The sequence below is a fragment of the Fictibacillus phosphorivorans genome (assembly GCF_007673525.1).
Classification (GTDB): domain Bacteria; phylum Bacillota; class Bacilli; order Bacillales; family Fictibacillaceae; genus Fictibacillus; species Fictibacillus phosphorivorans_C.
Window position 1 is genome coordinate 1,742,495 of record NZ_VDZU01000001.1, and the last position, 17,827, is coordinate 1,760,321.

Annotated in this window: 26 protein-coding genes; 20 read left to right on the forward strand and 6 right to left on the reverse strand. The window is 35.3% G+C overall.

Annotation, left to right across the window (positions count from 1 at the left end):
- Positions 1–99: 99 nt before the first annotated feature.
- Entirely contained in the window at positions 100–489 is a 390-nt protein-coding gene (locus FS458_RS08535) for a hypothetical protein (RefSeq protein ID WP_144699481.1), read from the reverse strand.
- A 240-nt stretch (positions 490–729) separates the two neighbouring features.
- Here FS458_RS08535 and FS458_RS08540 point away from each other — a divergent pair, with 240 nt between their 5' ends.
- The 3 genes from FS458_RS08540 to FS458_RS08550 are packed head-to-tail and all read left to right on the forward strand — an operon-like array spanning position 730 to position 2,178.
- On the forward strand, positions 730–1,056 hold the full coding sequence (locus FS458_RS08540; RefSeq protein WP_144699483.1) for a PadR family transcriptional regulator: 327 nt from the start codon (positions 730–732) through the stop codon (positions 1,054–1,056).
- On the forward strand, positions 1,053–1,682 hold the full coding sequence (locus tag FS458_RS08545; RefSeq protein ID WP_144699485.1) for a permease prefix domain 1-containing protein: 630 nt from the start codon (positions 1,053–1,055) through the stop codon (positions 1,680–1,682). The genes FS458_RS08540 and FS458_RS08545 overlap by 4 nt, the downstream gene beginning before the upstream one ends.
- Before the next feature lie 19 nt (positions 1,683–1,701).
- A complete protein-coding gene (locus FS458_RS08550) occupies positions 1,702–2,178 on the forward strand; it encodes a hypothetical protein (RefSeq protein WP_144699487.1) in 477 nt (158 codons plus the stop codon).
- Positions 2,179–2,219: 41 nt separating this feature from the next.
- Here FS458_RS08550 and FS458_RS08555 read toward each other — a convergent pair whose 3' ends face one another.
- Entirely contained in the window at positions 2,220–3,026 is an 807-nt protein-coding gene (locus FS458_RS08555; protein WP_144699489.1) for a YwqG family protein, read from the reverse strand.
- Positions 3,027–3,399: 373 nt separating this feature from the next.
- Between FS458_RS08555 and FS458_RS08560 the strand changes: the two genes are divergently transcribed.
- Positions 3,400–4,155: an alpha/beta hydrolase gene (locus FS458_RS08560; RefSeq protein WP_144699491.1), complete on the forward strand. Its 756-nt coding sequence runs from the start codon at positions 3,400–3,402 to the stop codon at positions 4,153–4,155.
- A gap of 51 nt (positions 4,156–4,206) precedes the next feature.
- Here the strand turns inward: FS458_RS08560 and FS458_RS08565 are convergent, their stop codons facing one another.
- Positions 4,207–4,557: a hypothetical protein gene (locus FS458_RS08565; RefSeq protein ID WP_144699493.1), complete on the reverse strand. Its 351-nt coding sequence runs from the start codon at positions 4,555–4,557 to the stop codon at positions 4,207–4,209.
- A 149-nt stretch (positions 4,558–4,706) separates the two neighbouring features.
- Between FS458_RS08565 and FS458_RS08570 the strand changes: the two genes are divergently transcribed.
- From FS458_RS08570 to FS458_RS20640, 5 genes are all read left to right on the forward strand, one after another.
- Positions 4,707–5,201, forward strand: coding sequence for a DinB family protein (locus FS458_RS08570; RefSeq protein WP_144699495.1), 495 nt, complete (start codon positions 4,707–4,709; stop codon positions 5,199–5,201).
- A 152-nt stretch (positions 5,202–5,353) separates the two neighbouring features.
- Positions 5,354–5,944, forward strand: coding sequence for a class I SAM-dependent methyltransferase (locus tag FS458_RS08575; RefSeq protein ID WP_144699497.1), 591 nt, complete (start codon positions 5,354–5,356; stop codon positions 5,942–5,944).
- A complete protein-coding gene (locus FS458_RS08580; protein ID WP_144699499.1) occupies positions 5,934–6,620 on the forward strand; it encodes a response regulator transcription factor in 687 nt (228 codons plus the stop codon). The genes FS458_RS08575 and FS458_RS08580 overlap by 11 nt, the downstream gene beginning before the upstream one ends.
- Positions 6,617–7,699 carry a sensor histidine kinase gene (locus FS458_RS08585; RefSeq protein ID WP_144699501.1) on the forward strand — a complete coding sequence of 361 codons (1,083 nt, stop codon included), beginning with the start codon at positions 6,617–6,619 and terminating at the stop codon, positions 7,697–7,699. The genes FS458_RS08580 and FS458_RS08585 overlap by 4 nt, the downstream gene beginning before the upstream one ends.
- Positions 7,700–8,134: 435 nt before the next feature.
- Complete coding sequence (locus tag FS458_RS20640) at positions 8,135–8,614, forward strand: TVP38/TMEM64 family protein (RefSeq protein ID WP_186320493.1); 480 nt, start codon at positions 8,135–8,137, stop codon at positions 8,612–8,614.
- Positions 8,615–8,696: 82 nt separating this feature from the next.
- Here FS458_RS20640 and FS458_RS08595 read toward each other — a convergent pair whose 3' ends face one another.
- Positions 8,697–9,530 (reverse strand): YitT family protein, encoded by an 834-nt coding sequence (locus FS458_RS08595; RefSeq protein ID WP_144699505.1) that lies wholly within the window; start codon positions 9,528–9,530, stop codon positions 8,697–8,699.
- Between the two features lie 141 nt (positions 9,531–9,671).
- Here FS458_RS08595 and FS458_RS08600 point away from each other — a divergent pair, with 141 nt between their 5' ends.
- The 3 genes from FS458_RS08600 (at position 9,672) to FS458_RS08610 (ending at position 12,335) form a co-directional block, all read left to right on the forward strand.
- Positions 9,672–10,346 carry a GntR family transcriptional regulator gene (locus tag FS458_RS08600; protein ID WP_144699507.1) on the forward strand — a complete coding sequence of 225 codons (675 nt, stop codon included), beginning with the start codon at positions 9,672–9,674 and terminating at the stop codon, positions 10,344–10,346.
- A gap of 26 nt (positions 10,347–10,372) precedes the next feature.
- Positions 10,373–10,996: a chloramphenicol phosphotransferase CPT family protein gene (locus FS458_RS08605; protein ID WP_144699509.1), complete on the forward strand. Its 624-nt coding sequence runs from the start codon at positions 10,373–10,375 to the stop codon at positions 10,994–10,996.
- 88 nt (positions 10,997–11,084) lie between these two features.
- Positions 11,085–12,335: a DUF445 domain-containing protein gene (locus FS458_RS08610; protein ID WP_144703426.1), complete on the forward strand. Its 1,251-nt coding sequence runs from the start codon at positions 11,085–11,087 to the stop codon at positions 12,333–12,335.
- Positions 12,336–12,450: 115 nt separating this feature from the next.
- Here the strand turns inward: FS458_RS08610 and FS458_RS08615 are convergent, their stop codons facing one another.
- Positions 12,451–12,873: an Lrp/AsnC family transcriptional regulator gene (locus FS458_RS08615; protein ID WP_144699511.1), complete on the reverse strand. Its 423-nt coding sequence runs from the start codon at positions 12,871–12,873 to the stop codon at positions 12,451–12,453.
- 168 nt (positions 12,874–13,041) lie between these two features.
- Here FS458_RS08615 and FS458_RS08620 point away from each other — a divergent pair, with 168 nt between their 5' ends.
- Positions 13,042–13,230 carry a DUF1272 domain-containing protein gene (locus FS458_RS08620; RefSeq protein WP_313957534.1) on the forward strand — a complete coding sequence of 63 codons (189 nt, stop codon included), beginning with the start codon at positions 13,042–13,044 and terminating at the stop codon, positions 13,228–13,230.
- A 356-nt stretch (positions 13,231–13,586) separates the two neighbouring features.
- Complete coding sequence (locus FS458_RS08625; protein WP_144699515.1) at positions 13,587–14,144, forward strand: undecaprenyl-diphosphatase; 558 nt, start codon at positions 13,587–13,589, stop codon at positions 14,142–14,144.
- A 71-nt stretch (positions 14,145–14,215) separates the two neighbouring features.
- Here the strand turns inward: FS458_RS08625 and FS458_RS08630 are convergent, their stop codons facing one another.
- On the reverse strand, positions 14,216–14,842 hold the full coding sequence (locus FS458_RS08630) for a class I SAM-dependent methyltransferase (protein WP_144699517.1): 627 nt from the start codon (positions 14,840–14,842) through the stop codon (positions 14,216–14,218).
- A 174-nt stretch (positions 14,843–15,016) separates the two neighbouring features.
- On the opposite strand from FS458_RS08630, the gene FS458_RS08635 reads away from it, so the two are divergent.
- The 6 genes from FS458_RS08635 (at position 15,017) to FS458_RS20645 (ending at position 17,792) form a co-directional block, all read left to right on the forward strand.
- Entirely contained in the window at positions 15,017–15,316 is a 300-nt protein-coding gene (locus tag FS458_RS08635; RefSeq protein ID WP_144699519.1) for a hypothetical protein, read from the forward strand.
- Positions 15,317–15,330: 14 nt separating this feature from the next.
- Complete coding sequence (locus FS458_RS08640; protein WP_260858518.1) at positions 15,331–15,783, forward strand: GNAT family N-acetyltransferase; 453 nt, start codon at positions 15,331–15,333, stop codon at positions 15,781–15,783.
- A 198-nt stretch (positions 15,784–15,981) separates the two neighbouring features.
- Positions 15,982–16,509: an AAA family ATPase gene (locus FS458_RS08645; protein ID WP_144699521.1), complete on the forward strand. Its 528-nt coding sequence runs from the start codon at positions 15,982–15,984 to the stop codon at positions 16,507–16,509.
- A gap of 26 nt (positions 16,510–16,535) precedes the next feature.
- The gene (locus FS458_RS08650) at positions 16,536–17,087 is read left to right on the forward strand and encodes a GNAT family N-acetyltransferase (protein WP_144699523.1); all 552 of its coding nucleotides are present in this window, start codon (positions 16,536–16,538) and stop codon (positions 17,085–17,087) included.
- A gap of 66 nt (positions 17,088–17,153) precedes the next feature.
- On the forward strand, positions 17,154–17,441 hold the full coding sequence (locus FS458_RS08655; protein WP_144699525.1) for a hypothetical protein: 288 nt from the start codon (positions 17,154–17,156) through the stop codon (positions 17,439–17,441).
- Positions 17,442–17,621: 180 nt separating this feature from the next.
- A complete protein-coding gene (locus FS458_RS20645; protein WP_186320494.1) occupies positions 17,622–17,792 on the forward strand; it encodes a hypothetical protein in 171 nt (56 codons plus the stop codon).
- Positions 17,793–17,827: the final 35 nt, after the last annotated feature.

Genomic DNA, 17,827 nt, shown 5'->3' on the forward strand with positions numbered 1-17,827 from the left:
TTGGCATAAAAAACTGCACCTCCAATTGTTAGTTGTGTCTAACACATGGGGGGCAGTTAAAATTGTAGTGCTTTTAGCCTGTTAAAATGATATCTTTTCTTAAGATAAAGTTATAAATAAACATAAAAGAAAAGCGATACTTGAAAATGGTGTCATCATACGCCTTTCTTTTTTACTCTGTGACAGTAAGTTCGCTATGGTATTTAAACCGAGAAATATCGTAATAATCCAAACTAAAGTGTTCGTAGGTAAAAAACTAAAACCATATATAACATCAGTATGTTTTAGAAATACAACGCCCATAAATAATAGAATGATAGCATTTATCATACTCATAATACGTAATTTTATCGGTAAAACCTTATAAAAACCTCCCATCGCAAATTCACCTAATGGATAACCGAGCGAAAGTAATACCTGGAAGACCGAGATGCACACAAACATAATGGCAACAATAATCGAAGATAAATAGACAAACTCTGTGCCCATATTTTACCTCCTCACTTATTCCTTCTTAAACTTATATTCAACCTTAATTAAAATTATTTGCATCGGTCTGAACTCAATAGCAGCATACGAAAAAAATCAGATGTTATTGTAACCACTTCGGCACAGACTAGAGCAATTAATGCCATTGTTTTCTATCATAGTTGGAAAAAAATACAACTCACCCTTGTAATACGATGTACATCGTATTAATATACAATTAGAAAATATTGGAGGGTAAACATGGATAAAGAACTATTGAAGGGAAGTATTGAAATTTTGCTTCTTTCACTTTTGGTGGATGGAGATAGTTATGGATACGACATGACAAGGAAGCTGCGAAAATTAAGTAACGAAGAATTCTCTATGAATGAAGGAACCCTTTATCCAGCTTTGAAACGCCTAGAGAAAAAAGAGTGTGTGACTTCGTATTGGGAACATGGACCTGACGGAAATCGTCGTAAATATTATTCTTTAACAACAACTGGACGAAGGATATTAACAGAAAAGCGTAGAGATTGGAAACAAATTAATGACCTGATGGATAAGACGCTGGAGGGGTTGTTATGAAGAATTTAGATCAATATATTAATGTGATCGTAGCGGGCTTGCCAATAGAAGAACAAGAGGACATACGAGAAGAGTTAACACAGCACCTCAACGATCATATGAATGAGTTAATGATAAAAGGATACACAGAGCAAGAATCGTTAAAAATTGCAATAAAGGCGTTCGGAAACGGAAAAAAGATGAATTGGGAAATGAAAAAAGCAGTCTATCCTTTTTATAAGATTACGCGTTTTCTGTGGAACACCGTATTCGTTACCTTCGTCTTTTGTTTACTTTCATATTTTATCATGGAACATTACAACCCCGGAGCGGATAACACTGCACCTCTTTCCAGTGTAATAGGAGGTTTCTTTATCATTCTCTTTATAGCTGGGATGGCTGAACTGGTTTATGAGGCGATACAATTAAGCCAAGTGAAGATGAAATATATAATGAATCCTTGGATATTCTTTTTTACTCCCTCCATTTTTATCGGTGGCATAATGTTTTTAGCTTACTTTCAGCAGCCAGAAAACTATCAAAATGGAATGTGGGTTGATTTATTGGTAGTTCCTATTGGAGCCTTTTTCTACGTGATAGCCAGACAAATTTATAATCAACTTTTTACCGTTCTATCTAAACGGTAAATGGGAGAGGGGAAGGTGCATGAAGAAACAATGTCTACATGTGTTAACAGGGTTTTTGTTCATTCTATTATTAACTGCTTGTATAGCGGAAGACTATGATGCTGGACCGCCAGAGTTAAGACTTAGTGTTGAAGAAGATTTAGATTTATACCCCTTAAAAGAAGCAAACGTTAACTGGAAAACAGAAAACAAGGAATATAAGAATAAAGTAAAGAACTTCATATTGCTAGGCAACGAACAAAGAAAAATCACGCTTCTACCTAATGAATCTGCGCAAATAATTTTACTCGAGAACAAAGAGAATGGTGGAGAATTTACAAAAGAGACAATGGAAATATCTTTATGGAAGGGAAATGAGGAAATAGAGTTGACGACGAAATCATCAAGTGATTACTCCTTTTCCTTCCCAAGTGATCCGGGTCGATATGTGTTAGAAGTTAATTTTCGCACCAGCAATGGTCGTTCGCAATATGTAGGAAATATCACATTAAAATAACGTAAAGAAGGGGCAACCACTAAGTTGCCCCTTCACGTCTATTAATGACAATCCCAGTTAAATAATACGCTAGAAAATTCTTTTTTTCTTAAATCTTCTTTCTTGATAAAGAAGTTACCTACACCAGCATCTCCCCACATGATGTCGTTTTCACCTTCATCATCTGTATCAATCTGAAGCAAAGTAATGCGGTAATCATCAAATTGCGTTCCATAATCACGTGGATCTGTTTGTGAAAAGTACGCGTATCCGCCTATTTTGTGTCCCATGTTCTCAACATGTTCACAGAAAAGGTCATAAAGCGTTTCTTCCCCCCACATATTTTTTTCACCAGTAGCCTGGTCCATATCAATAGGTTCATAACTTTCTTCAAATTGAAAATCACTTACACCAAGGGCTTCTTTTGACAAGGAAAAAGATAAACGGTATTCACCATTAAACGGAAGGTGTTCCTCTTCTGTATCTGAGGGAACATAAGAATCAGAAGTGTGAGACAACGTTATATCCTCATGATAAACCACACGAAAGTTACTTTGATTTGTAGGGTTATCAAAATCCATTCCCATCACATCATCATTTTTAGAAAGAAAGAATTGCAGAATCCCTGTCTTTGGGAAGTGTTCGAGGTGAGGAATTTCATCAAAATTTAGTTGGCAAAGAAGAGCCATTGGTTTTTCAGAAGAATCTAGCGGATAAGAAAATCCTTCAGGCAAGTAAGGTGATCCTCCAATTTTGCTGTCTTTTACCTCTGTAGACTGACGCGTTGCTTGTATAGAAACAAAAGGAACAACTGTGTCCTCAATGTCTTTTCGATAGGGTTCTAATGCTTTTGGAAGTGATAAAGTCATGGTATACGAATCTCCTTTTCTTTTTAGTGTAAGTTTCCTGTAATTGTATTACAATACAAAATACACTGTAGTAACTTAATCTAGAGCTTTTATCTGTATAATTGAGGTGTGAAAATGGGGATAACCCGAAAAAGTTTCTATTATTTTATATCTATTTATTTAACCCTTATTGCGTTCGACTTTTTCAAATATAAAAGTCTACAGTTATTAGAAAATTTAATTATACCTTCTCTTTATGTGCTGGTCATCTTGATACTAGAGTGGTCAAAGCCTAAAAATAAGAGCTAAAGCATCAAGTAAGAGATTTTATTGCAGGTAATTTGACAAATTTCTTGAATGTATGAAGTAAGTTATTCATATTGGAGGGATTTCAATGACAGAGAAGCATTCAGTAATGACTGAAGCTCAACCTTTTTACTTTGAAGGAAACAAAGTGGGTATATTAATTTCTCATGGTTTTACTGGTTCTACCCAAAGTATGCGCCCTTTAGGAGAGGCATACGCTAAGGCAGGATATACAGTATGTGGTCCGAGGCTCAAAGGGCATGGTACCCACTATGAGGATATGGAAAAGACTACATATCATGATTGGATTGCTTCTATTGAAGAAGGTTACCAATGGCTCAATGAACGTTGTGATACCATTTTTGTTACGGGTCTCTCAATGGGAGGAACACTAACGTTATACGTTGCAGAAACGTATCCAAATATTAAAGCAATCATTCCAATCAATGCTGCAATCGACATCCAAGACATGGAAAACATGCAACATTCCAACCAACGATTTCTAGACGCCATAGGTTCAGACTTAAAGAATCCGGATGTGAAAGAACTTGCTTATGACAAAACTCCGGTTCAATCTCTAAAAGAAATTGTATTGTTAATGAAAAAAGTAAAAGAAAGTCTTCATACTGTCACATGTCCCGCACTCATTTTTGTATCAACAGAAGATCATGTTGTACCACCTGAAAACTCTCAAACCATCTATGATTCCATTTCATCCCGTAACAAACAGATTATTTCTTTAAAGAACAGTTACCATGTGGCTACACTCGACAATGACCAACAGCTTATTATCGATGAAACACTGAAGTTCATAGACAAAATATGTAATAAAATTAATGCGTAAGGCATTAAAAGAAACCCGAACGGTAAGCAACAATTCGGGTTTTCTTCGTGTTTAAAACTTAGTATCATTATTCAAATAATGGCGGGATGAATGGGAAGGAGAAAAACTTACAGTATAGGTATCTCCGAGTTCTTTCTGTATTTTTGCTGAAAGAGTTTGACCTAGCTGATTATGCTCAGTTTCCAGCTCTACACCTTTTTCACGTATTCTATCGTTCGCCCAATCTATCCATTCTCCGTATTCTATGGTCCAATTTTGCAATTCCTCTTTTAGTTCTAAGGAAATAGGAAGTTCATCAAGGTCTAGATTAGAGCCGCACAGATTGCACCAAACAGGATCAGTATCAACATCAGCTTCTAATTTTAGTTCATAGATTTTCATATTTTCGCAACAACATTCCATATGCAACACTCCATCAAACGTTCTGTTAGTTTTGTATCCTAATCTATAATAATCATTAATAACCATAAAGGAAAGAAACAGCGTAACGAGAATGGATCGTATAAACTTGAATGAAAAAAGTTAGTCAAAAAGGTAGGAGAGTGAAACGTATGGTTCATGTAAAACATCTATTAGCCGACCAACTGTTAGCCAATGCCAACGACGCTAGCTGGTATCTGCCATTTAATGAATCAGTAGAAAATCTTTCTGAAGAAGAAGCATTTTGGAAACCGAACAATCACTGTCACAGTATCGCTGAAATTGTTCAGCATCTTCTTTATTGGAATAAGACGTGGCAAACCCGTTACATTGAGTCTTATGTTCAAGCAGTGCCTTCCATTGGAGATAACAACAAAAGTTTTGTGATTCCAAAACATCAAAGTTTCTCACATTTAAAAGAAGAACTTCTAGACGTTCTTTTACAATGGCAAAATCTACTTTCAGAAGAGAAGGTAGAAAGTGAAGTAAATGGTTTTCCTGAACCAGCTAAATGGTGGGAAATCATCGGGAATGCGGCTACACACAATGCGTACCACATCGGACAGATTATCATGATTCGAAAGCTGCAGAAAAGCTGGAAAGTGGATACAGTAGAAGCTAAATAGGAATAGTAATTAAGGCTGCATCTCCATCAATAGAAGGGGGATGCAGTTTTTTCATTCCTTAAAACTTAAGAAATCTTAAGGATTATTCCTCTTAATTCTTTAGGTTTGAATTATAGAATGACTATACATTCAAACAATCGGAGTGAATAATCGTGAAATTTTTGTCCTTTTTAGCACAGTATATAAGTAATCCCCGAACAGTGGGAGCCGTACTTCCAAGTTCAAGTTATCTAGCTGATAAAATGGTAGAGAGTATTAATTTTGAGCAGGCAAGATACATTCTAGAATACGGACCGGGAACTGGCGTTTTCACAGAAAAGCTACTTCAGAATCGAAATCCTAACACGGCTATTATCTTATTTGAAAGCAATGAGGAATTCTACAAATTACTTGTACAGAAATACAAAGACGTGGATAATCTCTTCATATACAATGGATCAGCTGAAAAGGTTGACTGGTATCTTGAAAAGTGTGGCATTCCCTATGTAGATTACGTGTTATCAGGACTTCCCTTTGCCAGCTTACCAAAGGCTGTTTCACATCGTATCTTGTTTAAAACTTCAAAAATTTTAAGAAAGAATGGAAAGTTTGTTACGTTTCAATATTCAAACGTAATGAAAACATATATTGAACAGTTCTTTACAAAAGTGGACGTAAGTATCGAAATCAGAAATGTTCCGCCTGCCATGGTATTATGTTGTTCAGTAGAAGAAGAAAAAATGGAGGGAACTTATGCAATCTAGAGTCTTAATCGTTGATGATGATAGTGATATTCGGAATTTGATTTCCGTTTATTTAGAAAATGAAGGAATGTACACCGTTCAGTCAGAAAATGCAATAGATGCGTTAGAACAATTGGAGAAGAAGGATTTTGACCTTATTATATTAGATATTATGATGCCTAAGATGGATGGGATACAAGCGTGTATGAGAATAAGGCAGGAGAGAAATATGCCGATTATTATGCTATCCGCCAAATCTGAGGATATGGACAAGATTCAAGGACTGGCTGCAGGTGCGGATGATTACTTATCCAAACCGTTTAATCCTTTGGAATTAATGGCACGTGTGAAATCACAGCTCAGAAGATATCGAAAATACAACCAGGATACTGATTCAAGTAGGGAGTTCATTGAGATTGGGGATCTGAAGATCAATACAGAAACCCGTCAAGTATGGGTGAGAGGGAAAGATGTCAGACTCACACCGAAAGAGTTTTCTATTTTAGAGCTTCTTGCCCTCAATAAAGGAATCGTTATGAGCATTGAGAAGATATATGAAGCGGTGTGGCAAGAAGAATTCTATAAGTCAGACAGTACGGTCATGGTTCATATAACAAAGATAAGAGAAAAAATTGAAGAAGATCCGAAGAGACCCATCTATATCAAAACGGTTTGGGGAGTCGGCTATAAAATATGAGAATAAAGCGGATAAAAATATCGTTACTTGTAAAACTTCTTGCAGCAGTTGCTGTTAGCTTTTTTGTTTCAACTGTGGTTATGATCATCATCTCTCAAATTATTTTGCATGTCTTTAATCTTCAATATCTTACGATTGAAGATATTGGTGCAACTACCTATAATGTTATCGTTTTTCTGATATTTACTTTTGTTATTTTTTCTTTTATTGTTACCTTCTTAGCATTGATACGAAACAAAATACTTTATATAAAGCGTATTACAGAAAGTATTAATGAAATCGCCAACGGAAAATTGGGATTGACGATTAAAATGGAGGGAAACGATGAATTAAGCAAGCTTGCCGAAGATGTTAATAGTATGTCTAAGGAATTATCAAGTAAGTTTGAATATGAAAGGCAACTTGAGATAGCGAAAAATGAATTGATTACAAATATATCCCATGATTTGCGTTCCCCTTTAACATCCATCATAGGGTATTTGGACTTGCTGAGAAAGGGGAATTATTCGGGCGAAAATCAACTAAAAGAATATCATGATACGACATACTCAAAATCAAAGCAGCTTGAAGCTCTAATTAATGAGCTTTTTGAATATACTCGTTTAACAAGTCCAGATGTAAAATTAGACATTAAAGATGTAGACATGACGGGTTTATTAGAACAATTGATCGGGGAATACGTTCCGATTTTTGAAAAGGAAGACCTAACTGTTGTAAAGAAGATAACAGAAGATGAAGTTCTAACTTCTATGGATATTGAAAAAATGGTCCGTGTTTTTGACAATCTTTTTATGAATGCTATAAAGTACAGCACGAAACCTTCTATTGTCAAAGCTACCTTTGATATACAATCGAATTATGCTGAATTTAGGCTGTCCAATCAAACAGAAAGACCAGAAGTACAAGATATTAATCAATTATTTGAACGGTTTCTAGTAGGAGACAAAGCCCGAAGCGAGCGTGAAGGAACGGGACTTGGACTTGCTATTTCAAAAAGGATTGTAGAACTCCATGGCGGTCATATTAGAGCGGAGTATATGGATGGCTGGCTCACGATTATAATCAAACTTCCAATTTGATCAAAGCTTATGAAGCATGCTTCATAAGCTTTTTTCGTTGGAAAAAGTTAAGAATCGTTAAGAATATTCCTAAGCTTTTCTTAAGATTTGTTTTACATAATAAATGTAACAGAAAGAAAAGGGGTTGGATGTTCATTGAATTTAAAAATGCAACGAAACATGTTTTCATATAAAATCGTTAATCCAGAAAGGTATGGCTTTATAACACATTTAGGAATACTGTTCATTTCTATATTTCTTCTCTCTCAATCGCTAGCTACGTTTGAATCATTGTATAGGACAATTTTATTAATCACAGGGTATAGTGTTATTATCCTTTTGATAACATCTTATATATTCAAACGGGAATTATTTTTCGAAAAAATAAAGACAATTTCTATCGTATATAGCATAGTTATGGCTGCTATTTTTCTCACATATAGTATGAGTCGAATAATGGTTACCATTGATAACAAAGGGTTAGAGACGATCTTAAACGAGAACATGGAGCTTGCCAAGCTTATCTATTTTTCTGTGTGTTATGCTCAACCCATTATCTTGCCCGTTCCAGAAATCGTAACTGTCGTTGCTGGAAGTGCTGCTTTAGGTCCGTTCACCGCTTTTATATTAGGCTTCATGGGAGCTGTACTAGGAATTCTCACGATGTTTTATTTATCTCGAACTTTTGGGATGAAGCTGGTGCAACGATTAGTAAATGAAAAACAATTAGATCAATATCATCGTTTTGTTAAGAAGAATGAAACCTGGATCTTAATTTTGTTGTTCATTGTTCCTGTATTGCCAGATGAAATCATTTGTGTTGGCGCAGGAGTGAGTGGTGTTAAAGTGAAACGCTTTGTGCTCATAGCAGTACTCGGAAAAATTGTTACTACATTCTCTTTAGCTTATTCTTTACGATTGACGGAGTTATTTTAAATTCAAATCAATTTTTTCCTATAAAAAGGCCGATTCATCAAAAATGAATCGGCCTTTTTATAATATTTCTATGGAATTTATATCATGTTTTTGGAAATGTAAATCCTTCTCCAAACACATCTCTAACATCATGGACCACAACAAATGCTTTATCATCTACGCGTTGAATCATTTTCTTTAACAGAAATAGTTCTTGTTTGTTGATTACAACGTAAAGGATGTCTTTAGCTTCATTTGAATAATGACCTCTTGCATTAATAATGGTAACGCCCCGATCCATTTCATCGCTTACTTTTTTAGCGATTTCGTCTGTACTATTAGAAATAATCGTGACTGCTTTTCTTGTGTCAAAGCCATCAATCAAGTAATCCAAAATCTTCGTACTAATATAAATAGATATTCCTGTGTACATCGTATTTTCGATCCCAATAACAAACGCGGAACCAATAACGACCAGAATATCAAAAACAAACATTGTCGTACTAACACCCCAGCCAAAATGCTGATTTAACATTCGAGCAATAATGGTAGAGCCGCCAGTTGTTCCACCTGATCGTAAAACGAGACCTAAACCGATACCGATAAATACACCTGCAAAGACCGTTCCGAGCATGATATCTACAGAATTCCCCATACCTTCTGTTAAATGAATGAAAAGGGAGGTAAAGAAAATCGCAATCATCGTATACCACGTTACTCGTTTGTTTAACACTTTATATCCGATAGCTAAAAGGAAACCGTTCATGATAAAGTTTGTAAGCCCCGGTGACCATCCTAATACATAATACAGAGTCATCGAAATACCGGTAACCCCGCCTTCGCCTAATTCATTGGGGATGGCGAACCAATTTACCCCTAGAGCAAAGAACAGGGATCCTATAATAATTAATGTAATTTCTTTTCCTGTGTGGTTCATAATATCACTCCGTTCAACCTGAATACCTAGGATAATATATCATAGAGAACTATTTCGAACAAGATTGTTCTACAATTTTGTTCGTTAAATGATCATCTATGTTAGAATAAGGGAAAAGGACGGTTAGGCAGGTATTTAAAAATGCGTAAAGAAACAGTTGAACAAAGAGTTTATCATTTGATTAAAAACGCCATCTTAAATAGACAAATTGCGCCTGGAAATCAGTTATTTGAAAATGCGATCGCAGAGAAAGTGAATGCGAGCAGGACGCCAATTCGAAGTGCAATTATGAAGTTAGAATCAGAAGGATTAGTCAATATTATTCCGAATAAAGGGGCATTCATCGTTCAGCCGACGATCGAAGAGATGGTTCAAGCCTTTGAAATGAGAAAATCGCTAGAGGAAATGGCGATTCAAAAAGGGTTCACTCATCTTGCTGCGGAAGAAATCAAACAACTTAAACAACTTCTTAACGAAATGAAGATGGCTTATAAGGAACGTAAGATCGTCCCTTACCAAGAGAAAAATAATGAGTTTCATCTTGTTTTAGCGAATGCCACTGGGAACAGATATTTAATTGAATTTATGAAAAAGATATTGAGTCAGATAACCATCTATATGGTTCTTTATGATGTTTTTAATGGCAAATCGAATAACGAAGAACTCGACATTCTTGAGCACGAGCAGATGATTCTTTACATTGAAAATGGAGAAAAGGAAAAATTAAAAACCTTAATTCTTCAACACCTTGATAACAGTTTAATGAAACTTCAACAGGATAAATTAAATTATCAATCTCTAACAACATTATTTTAAAGGTACCTTAAAAAAGGAGATCTTGTATGAATCAAACAGAAGTGCAGGGAAAAGTTATCATCCTCAATGGTACACCCCGATCAGGAAAATCCAGCATCGCCTCTGTTATTCAAAACAATTTTGAAGGAGTATGGATGAATATCGGGGTGGATCGGATCATGGAAATGACACCAGAGAAGTTTCAACCAAGCATAGGCTTAAGGCCAGGTGGTGAGCGTCCTGATTTAGAGCCCCTCATACAGAAACTTTATCTTGCCATGTACAAATCAATTGTAGCATTCAGTCAAGAAGGGTTGAATGTCGTTGTGGATATAGGGCATCATGATGGATACTCTGTAAAGCGAAAATTTCTATATCAAGCCGCTCAGATTCTTAATGGAACGCCAGCATGGCTGATCGGTGTTCGCTGTCCGATCGAAACGGTGATGAAGCGTCGGATTGAGAGTTGGAAGAAGGGTTATACTCCTGAAGGGAAGGTTCCACCACCTGTAGTACTTTGGCAGCAGCTTGTTCATGAACCTGGTCTGTATGATTTAGAAGTTGATACCTCATTACTCACATCAGAAGAATGTGCAGCTCAAGTGTACGAAAGAGTTTACCAAGGTCCTCCACCTAGAGCACTTCTAAACATACAGAATCTCAAACTTTAGAATAGTTTATCGTTTTTATATTTGAATACACATGATTTATAATAGTAATTATAATAACTTGTAAAATCTGAGGGATGTACAATTGAAAATGAAAGATAACAAATCCAAATATTATGCGAAAATATCATTAGGAATCATGGGTGGAGGTTTTTTGGCTACCTTTCCTTTTCAGGATTCTATTGCTGGTCAAGTTCTTCAAGGAGGATTTGAAGCAGGTTTAGTAGGAGGCTTGGCAGATTGGTTTGCCGTTACGGCACTTTTCCGTCATCCTCTTGGTCTTCCAATACCGCATACCGCGCTGCTTCCTAAAAATCGGGACCGGATGCTTAAAGCAATCATCAATATGCTTGAGAACGATTGGTTAACGAAAGAGAGTATCCAAAATAAAATAAAAGATATGAATATATCAGACAAGGCAGTACACGAATTAGAGCAAAGGTTAGAATCACCTTCCTTTCATAAAGGGGTACAGTCTATAGTTATTCATCTCATAAACGAAATGGATGCTGAAAAACTTTCACCCGTTTTACAAAAAGAGTTAAAAGAATATTTACATGGTGTAGACATTGAGCCTGTTCTAGATAAAATGGTGAACGAAGTACTTAAAAGAGAATTGGATGCAAGAGCATTAGACTTTGTTTTAGCTGAAACTGAAAAATGGTTAAGAAAAGAAGATACAAAGAACAAAATTGGAGTCTTTGCTAAACAATTGTTAGACAATACGAAGGCAGACGGCTTCATGAAGATGGCTATTCAATCTTTTAGTCAAATGATCAATGCAGAGAAGTTAGGAAACATGTTACAACCCTTCTTTCTTAAAAGAATTGTGCTTCTTCAAGAGCCAAATAATTCATATCGAACAGCGATTCTTGATAAAATTCACAGTGAGTTAAAAAATGTGAAAGAGCGAAGAGAACTATTAGCAGAACTTGGAGACTGGAAGAATAATATTGTAGAACAGTGGAGTCCTACTGATCAGTTAAGTTCACTGATCGAAAAAACGAAGATAAAATTCATTCAACTAGCTCAAGATGAAGAATGGATAAAGCGTCATATAATTACAATGATCAAGAACCAAATTCAAGTTCTTAAAGAAGATGCAGGCAGAATGATGAAAATAGAAGGCTGGATTCAAAACCAACTATCACTCATGGTTGAGAAGTATCATGCTAAGATTGGACAACTGGTTAAAGAAAACCTTGAAAAACTGGATAATGAGACACTCATAAACATTATTGAGAATAATGTTGGGAAAGATCTGCAATGGATTAGGGTAAACGGGGCGATCTGTGGATTTTTGATAGGAGTTCTTTTAACTACTTTTAAGATGGTAGTGTAATTTCTGTAGTTACTTATTGAAATCGTAATTTTTCACCAGTTTAAGGTAAAGAAAAGACCGATCAAAGGTTTGTTTGGTAACCATTTGATCGGTCTTTTCTGATGTTTACTTACATTTAACTTAAAGATTTATCCGATACGGGTGATGAAAGTCTCATTAATGTAGAAGGTTGTCCGAATTTCATAGAATCATCTATGAAACATTCTAGAGATTGTACGGAATGAGTGACTACTTTAATGAGATAGTTATATTGTCCAGCTAAACGGTGGCATTCAATCACATCAGGATGTTCTTTGCAGAATTCAACAAAAGGCTTACATTTTGTATTGTCGTACAGAATAAACGCCATAATCGGTTTATTCATTTTTTCAGGATTAATAATCGCCTTATAACCTTCAATAATTTGTTTATCCTCAAGCTTCTTTACGCGTTCATGAACGGCAGGATTCGAAAGACCAATTTTCTTTCCTAATGCCGTTATTGATGTGCGAGCATCTTGCTGCAAGTGTAAAAGGATCTCTTTATCAATTTCGTCCATCTTTTTCTCCTCGACTTTAAATATTCAGGTATAATTCATCTTTTTCCGAGAGTTTTAATGAAAATCATTGGAAATAGCGTAATTATTCCATGTAAAAGCATTTCTGGAAAAAATATAATATATGTAGTGAGTAATTACAACAAAAAGGGGTTATAAGCTATGTTAGAGATGAGAAAGAAATGTGAAAAATGTTCAGTTGAGCTTCATGATCAGTCGGATGCATACATATGTCTTCATGAATGTACGTACTGCGAAACATGTACGTCGGAAATGAATCATATTTGCATGAATTGTAACGGTGAATTAGTTAGACGTCCAAAACCGGGAGCGCAAATTGTAAGTTGTCCATTAACTTAATGATGGGATTTTAAGTATCTCCTTAAGCTATTCATAAAAAAATGACTAGAATGGGTTTAATAGTTTACGAGTTTGGTAATATTACTAATAACAATAAACTCATTTTAGGAGGAACTAAAATGCTAACGACAACTGTAAACTTGACTGAATATGCTGGGAACAAGGATTTTGACTTAAATGGTTACATATCTCAATTAATTTCTACACCTTCACAAAAGAAATAACAAATGGCAGCCTGTAAGGCTGTTTTTTTGTTTTACACAATAAATTCCATAAAACTGTTAGAGAAGAATCATTGGAAAACCCTACCTCTTTAAGTAACATGAAAAAATAAAGTTAAGATATTAGGAGGTAATATGATTCTAGATACAGATTTTAAGTGGTTTATGTTTATTAATGAACGTGTTTCAACCTATCCGTTAATAGATAATTTAATGATTTTCTTTGCCGAATACGTTCAATATGCATTTGTTTTATTATTGATTATGCTGTGGTGGAGAAATAAAAAGAATGATAGGGTAATCGTCTTTCAAGCCTTGTTTGCATTCTCATTATCATACTCAGTGAATCGACTGTTTGAGTTGTTCCTCTATCGAGAGAGGCCATTTATAACTCATGACATCGTACAATTAGTAGAGCATGCTGCGAACTCGTCTTTTCCTAGTGATCACGCATCTTCAGCAATATCAATTGCTGTAACGTTAATGTTGGTAACATTAAGGTATAGATATTTATGGTGTTTGTCCGCTGTCTTAATCACATTTTCAAGGGTATGGGTGGGGGTTCATTATCCATTCGATGTAATGGCTGGCGCATTGAACGGGGTCCTAATCGCACTTGTTACACATTTTTTACTTATTAAAATGAAACCCATCGCTCAATTTCTCAGAAGACCTGTTTTTAATCCATATTAATACACATCCAAAATACCAGAGGCTGAGTTATTATCTTAGCCTCTGGTATTAACTTGTGCTCTAAAGTAAAATCATTTTCTTGTTCCTTTAATAGACACTGTATGAAAACCCCTAGAATCAGGACCTCTTACTAATGAAACATCCTTAAAGCCAGTTTCCATCATGAATGGCATTACTTGATTTTCTGAGAGATTCTTTACACCTTGCCACGTTTCATTTTCCTTACCATTTGAAAAAGTAATAACGACCATTCCACCTGGCATAAGAACTCTATAAATTTCGGAAACAATTGTATTAATATCATCCCAAAAATAGATCGTCTGAATGCTGAACACCTTGTTGAACATCTTATCAGGAAAAGGAAGATCATTAAAATTCGCTTGAATCAGTTTTGTTCTCTCATTATTCATTGTCTTTTTGTTGCGTGAGGTAGCCGACCGTATTGCGGTTGCAGAGAGATCAATACCGACAATTTCCTTTACAAGATATCTATCAGTTATCATTTGTATCGCATAGCCTGCACCACAACCAAGCTCTAAGACATGATCTTGATCTTGCAGTTCTAATAAACCTATGGTCCATTCTGTTTCAGGTTTGTGTTGTCTGACCATCTTTTTTACAATATAAGTACCAACCAACCCTTTTGGCGTTTGATAGTTCTGATCAATAAACTCTTTTATTGAAGTAAGGAATTTCATTGTATTCTCCTTTAATATAAAAGCTTGTAAATTTACTTATTCGCTCTATTCGAAATATAACCCTTTAAACGTAGGTTGAGAAATAGGTAAGGCTAACAAAGCACATTAAACGTAATAGATTGGATAACGGAAAAACTATAATGAATGATTTAGAAAATGAGCAGAGGTGATAGTATGAAAGAAATCATTCAACTTTTTTTGGAAACAGAAATTTCCGATCAAGACTATTATGATGGAATCTTGTCTTTTATCCTTTCTAGTAATATTAGACGTGGCGAGTATGAATGCAACCAGTTTATTATTAAGAAAATGGATTTAAATAACTTTCTGGTATTTGAAGAATTTGAGATAAACAAAAAACGCGAAATTCATAATGCATTTTCTATATCAAAACATGCATTTACAAAAACGATAAATGAATATGCAAAGAAACAAGGAATTACGGTGAAAAAACATATGGGAATTTCTGATTGAAAGGGAAGAGATAATTGGATAATAAACACGTTAAAATCATTCCTTATATACCTGAATACGCGGAACAAACCGTTAAAATGTGGCGCGACAGTAAATTCAAAGCTATCGGCGTGAATGAAATACATAGTTTTGAAAGTCATATCTATTTCCTGAAGAACATCTTAATTAAAGAATTTATTGTTGAGTTAGCGATCGTTAATGAAAAGGTTGCTGGAATGATCGCTTATCATCAATCAGAAATAAGCCAGCTGTATGTACATAATCATTTTCAACAATTAGGGATTGGTAAAATATTGCTACAACGAGCAAAGGAACAATCTACCGGAAGGCTAACTTTACGCACATTTGAAGTGAACAAGAACGCACAACGTTTTTATGAAAAGAATGGGTTTACGGTTATTGGAAGAGGACATGAGAATGAAGAGAATTTGCCTGACCTGCTGTATGAGTGGAAAGCATCAGTATGAATGACTAGAGAAGATGCATAATCTAAAATGTTATTCTTTGTTTCGAAGTACAGAATGTTTTTTAAAATAAAAGTTTGAAAAAAGTGTGCTTTTCAAGAAGTTCACTTTTTTTATAGTTAATTGGAAGAAGAAGGGATTATCGATTGAAGTTTAGAATTAATCCATATACTCATGTCCAACCAATGAGGAGATAAGGAGATGTTCGATAAATTTAGGTTTGATACCATTTATGATGAACAGAATGCGATAACACCTTTAGTCGTGATGATGTGTGGCGTAGCCGGTTCTGGGAAAACTACTTTTTCACAACAGTTAGAGAAGAATGGTTTTGTTCGTCTCTCAATTGATGAAGAAATATGGGCTACCCATGGTCGTTGGGGCATTGACTTTCCTATGGAAAAATTCGAAGAATACAGAAGAGACGCAGAAAATAAATTACGTCAGAGGCTAATTAAGCTCATTTACAATAAACAACAAGTGGTCATCGATTTTAGCTTTTGGGATCAATCAAGAAGGATCGAGTATAAAAAGTTAATTGAAGAAGCTGGAGGCAAATGGATGTTGATCTATTTAAAGGTTCAGCCGGATGAGTTACGAAAGCGCCTAAAGTTACGAAACAAACGCTTTGATGCAAATTCTTTTCCCATTTCTGAGGAACGATTGGCTTCTTATCTTAATGGTTTTGAAGTTCCAAGGAATGAAGGGGAAATCGTAGTAGAAAATTAAACCAAACATTTGGAAAGGAAGTTCATATGTTATCAACTCATTGTTATACCTACAAAACTAAAGGTGTAAGAAAAGTAACAATAAGGAAGGCTTCCATACATGATGCTGAAAGGATATTAATGGCTGCTCCAAAAGCGTTGGTGGATGCTCCTTATATGCTAAGTACCGTGGAAGACATTGAAAAGTTAAGTTTTGAAGATATTAAAAGGGAGTTGAACTACTACTCCACAAACGCGAATTATCTCAAACTCGTGGCTGAATATGAAAATGAGATTGTAGGTGTGATTGATTTTAAAAACGGAAACAAAGAAAAAGTCGCACATCAAGGTTCTTTTGCGATGACCGTGTTACCCCAATATCGAAATCTCGGTGTTGGAAGAGCACTGGTAGAAACAATGATTTCTTGGGCAAGAAACAATGAAACGATTGAAAAGGTTTGTCTAGAGGTCATGGAAGACAACCACGGAGCCATACACTTATATAAATCACTGAATTTTATTGAAGAAGGAAGAAAAGCGAGAGCTGTAAAAATAGATGGCCGATATCAAGATTTAATCCAGATGGCTTTATTTGTTTAATCACTTAAGAGCTTCCATACATCCATAGAGAATATCTTGATAGTTAAGAAAAGGTGGGTGATGAAGTTGGCATTTGTAATAGCTACAGGAATTTTAGTCGTTTTAGTAATTTTGGCAATAAGTCTTACTAAAGGTAAAACAGCAAAAAGAAAACTCATCGTTTGGGGTTCCTTCATTATGGTGGGTTTTAATCCGTTCTTAACTTTTCTCATTTCTATTCAAGTTGGTGCAGCAGTCGGTGATGGGTTTGCTGCTGTGGGTATGATGATGTTATTATTACCTGCTTTCTTTGTCATTGGATTGATAACTTTGTTGGCAGGGATCTTTGCAACAAGTAAGGTTGAAGATGCATAAGAGCATTACGGAACATTGAATGCATTTCATTTGATGATCCTAGATTCAGAGAATGATTATTGGATTTACAAACGAAATGGTACAATAAGAAGAAAGCTAACGGATATTATCTTGAAAACTTCTGAGGGAGTCCCATACATAAAACCAGAAATTCAGCTTTTATATAAGGGTGGAAGTTCGGTGATACGGGATAAAGATATTCTGGATTTAGAGAATGTCTTACCTACATTAAATGATGATAGTAGAGAATGGTTAAGAGATTCATTGACCATTCAGTACCCAAACGGGCATCCATGGATCGAACTAATAAACGCGTACATAGAAAGCTCGCATAATAAGAAACGAGAGTAAGGGTGGTCTATCGCTTCCCTTATTTTCTTTTTCTA

Coding starts and splice junctions, on each gene's coding strand:
- FS458_RS08535 (WP_144699481.1), bottom strand. CDS start 489: ATGGGCACAGAGTTTGTCTATTTATCTTCGATTATTGTTGCCATTATG.
- FS458_RS08540 (WP_144699483.1), top strand. CDS start 730: ATGGATAAAGAACTATTGAAGGGAAGTATTGAAATTTTGCTTCTTTCA.
- FS458_RS08545 (WP_144699485.1), top strand. CDS start 1,053: ATGAAGAATTTAGATCAATATATTAATGTGATCGTAGCGGGCTTGCCA.
- FS458_RS08550 (WP_144699487.1), top strand. CDS start 1,702: ATGAAGAAACAATGTCTACATGTGTTAACAGGGTTTTTGTTCATTCTA.
- FS458_RS08555 (WP_144699489.1), bottom strand. CDS start 3,026: ATGACTTTATCACTTCCAAAAGCATTAGAACCCTATCGAAAAGACATT.
- FS458_RS08560 (WP_144699491.1), top strand. CDS start 3,400: ATGACAGAGAAGCATTCAGTAATGACTGAAGCTCAACCTTTTTACTTT.
- FS458_RS08565 (WP_144699493.1), bottom strand. CDS start 4,557: ATGGAATGTTGTTGCGAAAATATGAAAATCTATGAACTAAAATTAGAA.
- FS458_RS08570 (WP_144699495.1), top strand. CDS start 4,707: ATGGTTCATGTAAAACATCTATTAGCCGACCAACTGTTAGCCAATGCC.
- FS458_RS08580 (WP_144699499.1), top strand. CDS start 5,934: ATGCAATCTAGAGTCTTAATCGTTGATGATGATAGTGATATTCGGAAT.
- FS458_RS08585 (WP_144699501.1), top strand. CDS start 6,617: ATGAGAATAAAGCGGATAAAAATATCGTTACTTGTAAAACTTCTTGCA.
- FS458_RS20640 (WP_186320493.1), top strand. CDS start 8,135: ATGGTTACCATTGATAACAAAGGGTTAGAGACGATCTTAAACGAGAAC.
- FS458_RS08595 (WP_144699505.1), bottom strand. CDS start 9,530: ATGAACCACACAGGAAAAGAAATTACATTAATTATTATAGGATCCCTG.
- FS458_RS08600 (WP_144699507.1), top strand. CDS start 9,672: ATGCGTAAAGAAACAGTTGAACAAAGAGTTTATCATTTGATTAAAAAC.
- FS458_RS08605 (WP_144699509.1), top strand. CDS start 10,373: ATGAATCAAACAGAAGTGCAGGGAAAAGTTATCATCCTCAATGGTACA.
- FS458_RS08610 (WP_144703426.1), top strand. CDS start 11,085: ATGAAAGATAACAAATCCAAATATTATGCGAAAATATCATTAGGAATC.
- FS458_RS08615 (WP_144699511.1), bottom strand. CDS start 12,873: ATGGACGAAATTGATAAAGAGATCCTTTTACACTTGCAGCAAGATGCT.
- FS458_RS08620 (WP_313957534.1), top strand. CDS start 13,042: ATGAGAAAGAAATGTGAAAAATGTTCAGTTGAGCTTCATGATCAGTCG.
- FS458_RS08625 (WP_144699515.1), top strand. CDS start 13,587: ATGATTCTAGATACAGATTTTAAGTGGTTTATGTTTATTAATGAACGT.
- FS458_RS08630 (WP_144699517.1), bottom strand. CDS start 14,842: ATGAAATTCCTTACTTCAATAAAAGAGTTTATTGATCAGAACTATCAA.
- FS458_RS08635 (WP_144699519.1), top strand. CDS start 15,017: ATGAAAGAAATCATTCAACTTTTTTTGGAAACAGAAATTTCCGATCAA.
- FS458_RS08645 (WP_144699521.1), top strand. CDS start 15,982: ATGTTCGATAAATTTAGGTTTGATACCATTTATGATGAACAGAATGCG.
- FS458_RS08650 (WP_144699523.1), top strand. CDS start 16,536: ATGTTATCAACTCATTGTTATACCTACAAAACTAAAGGTGTAAGAAAA.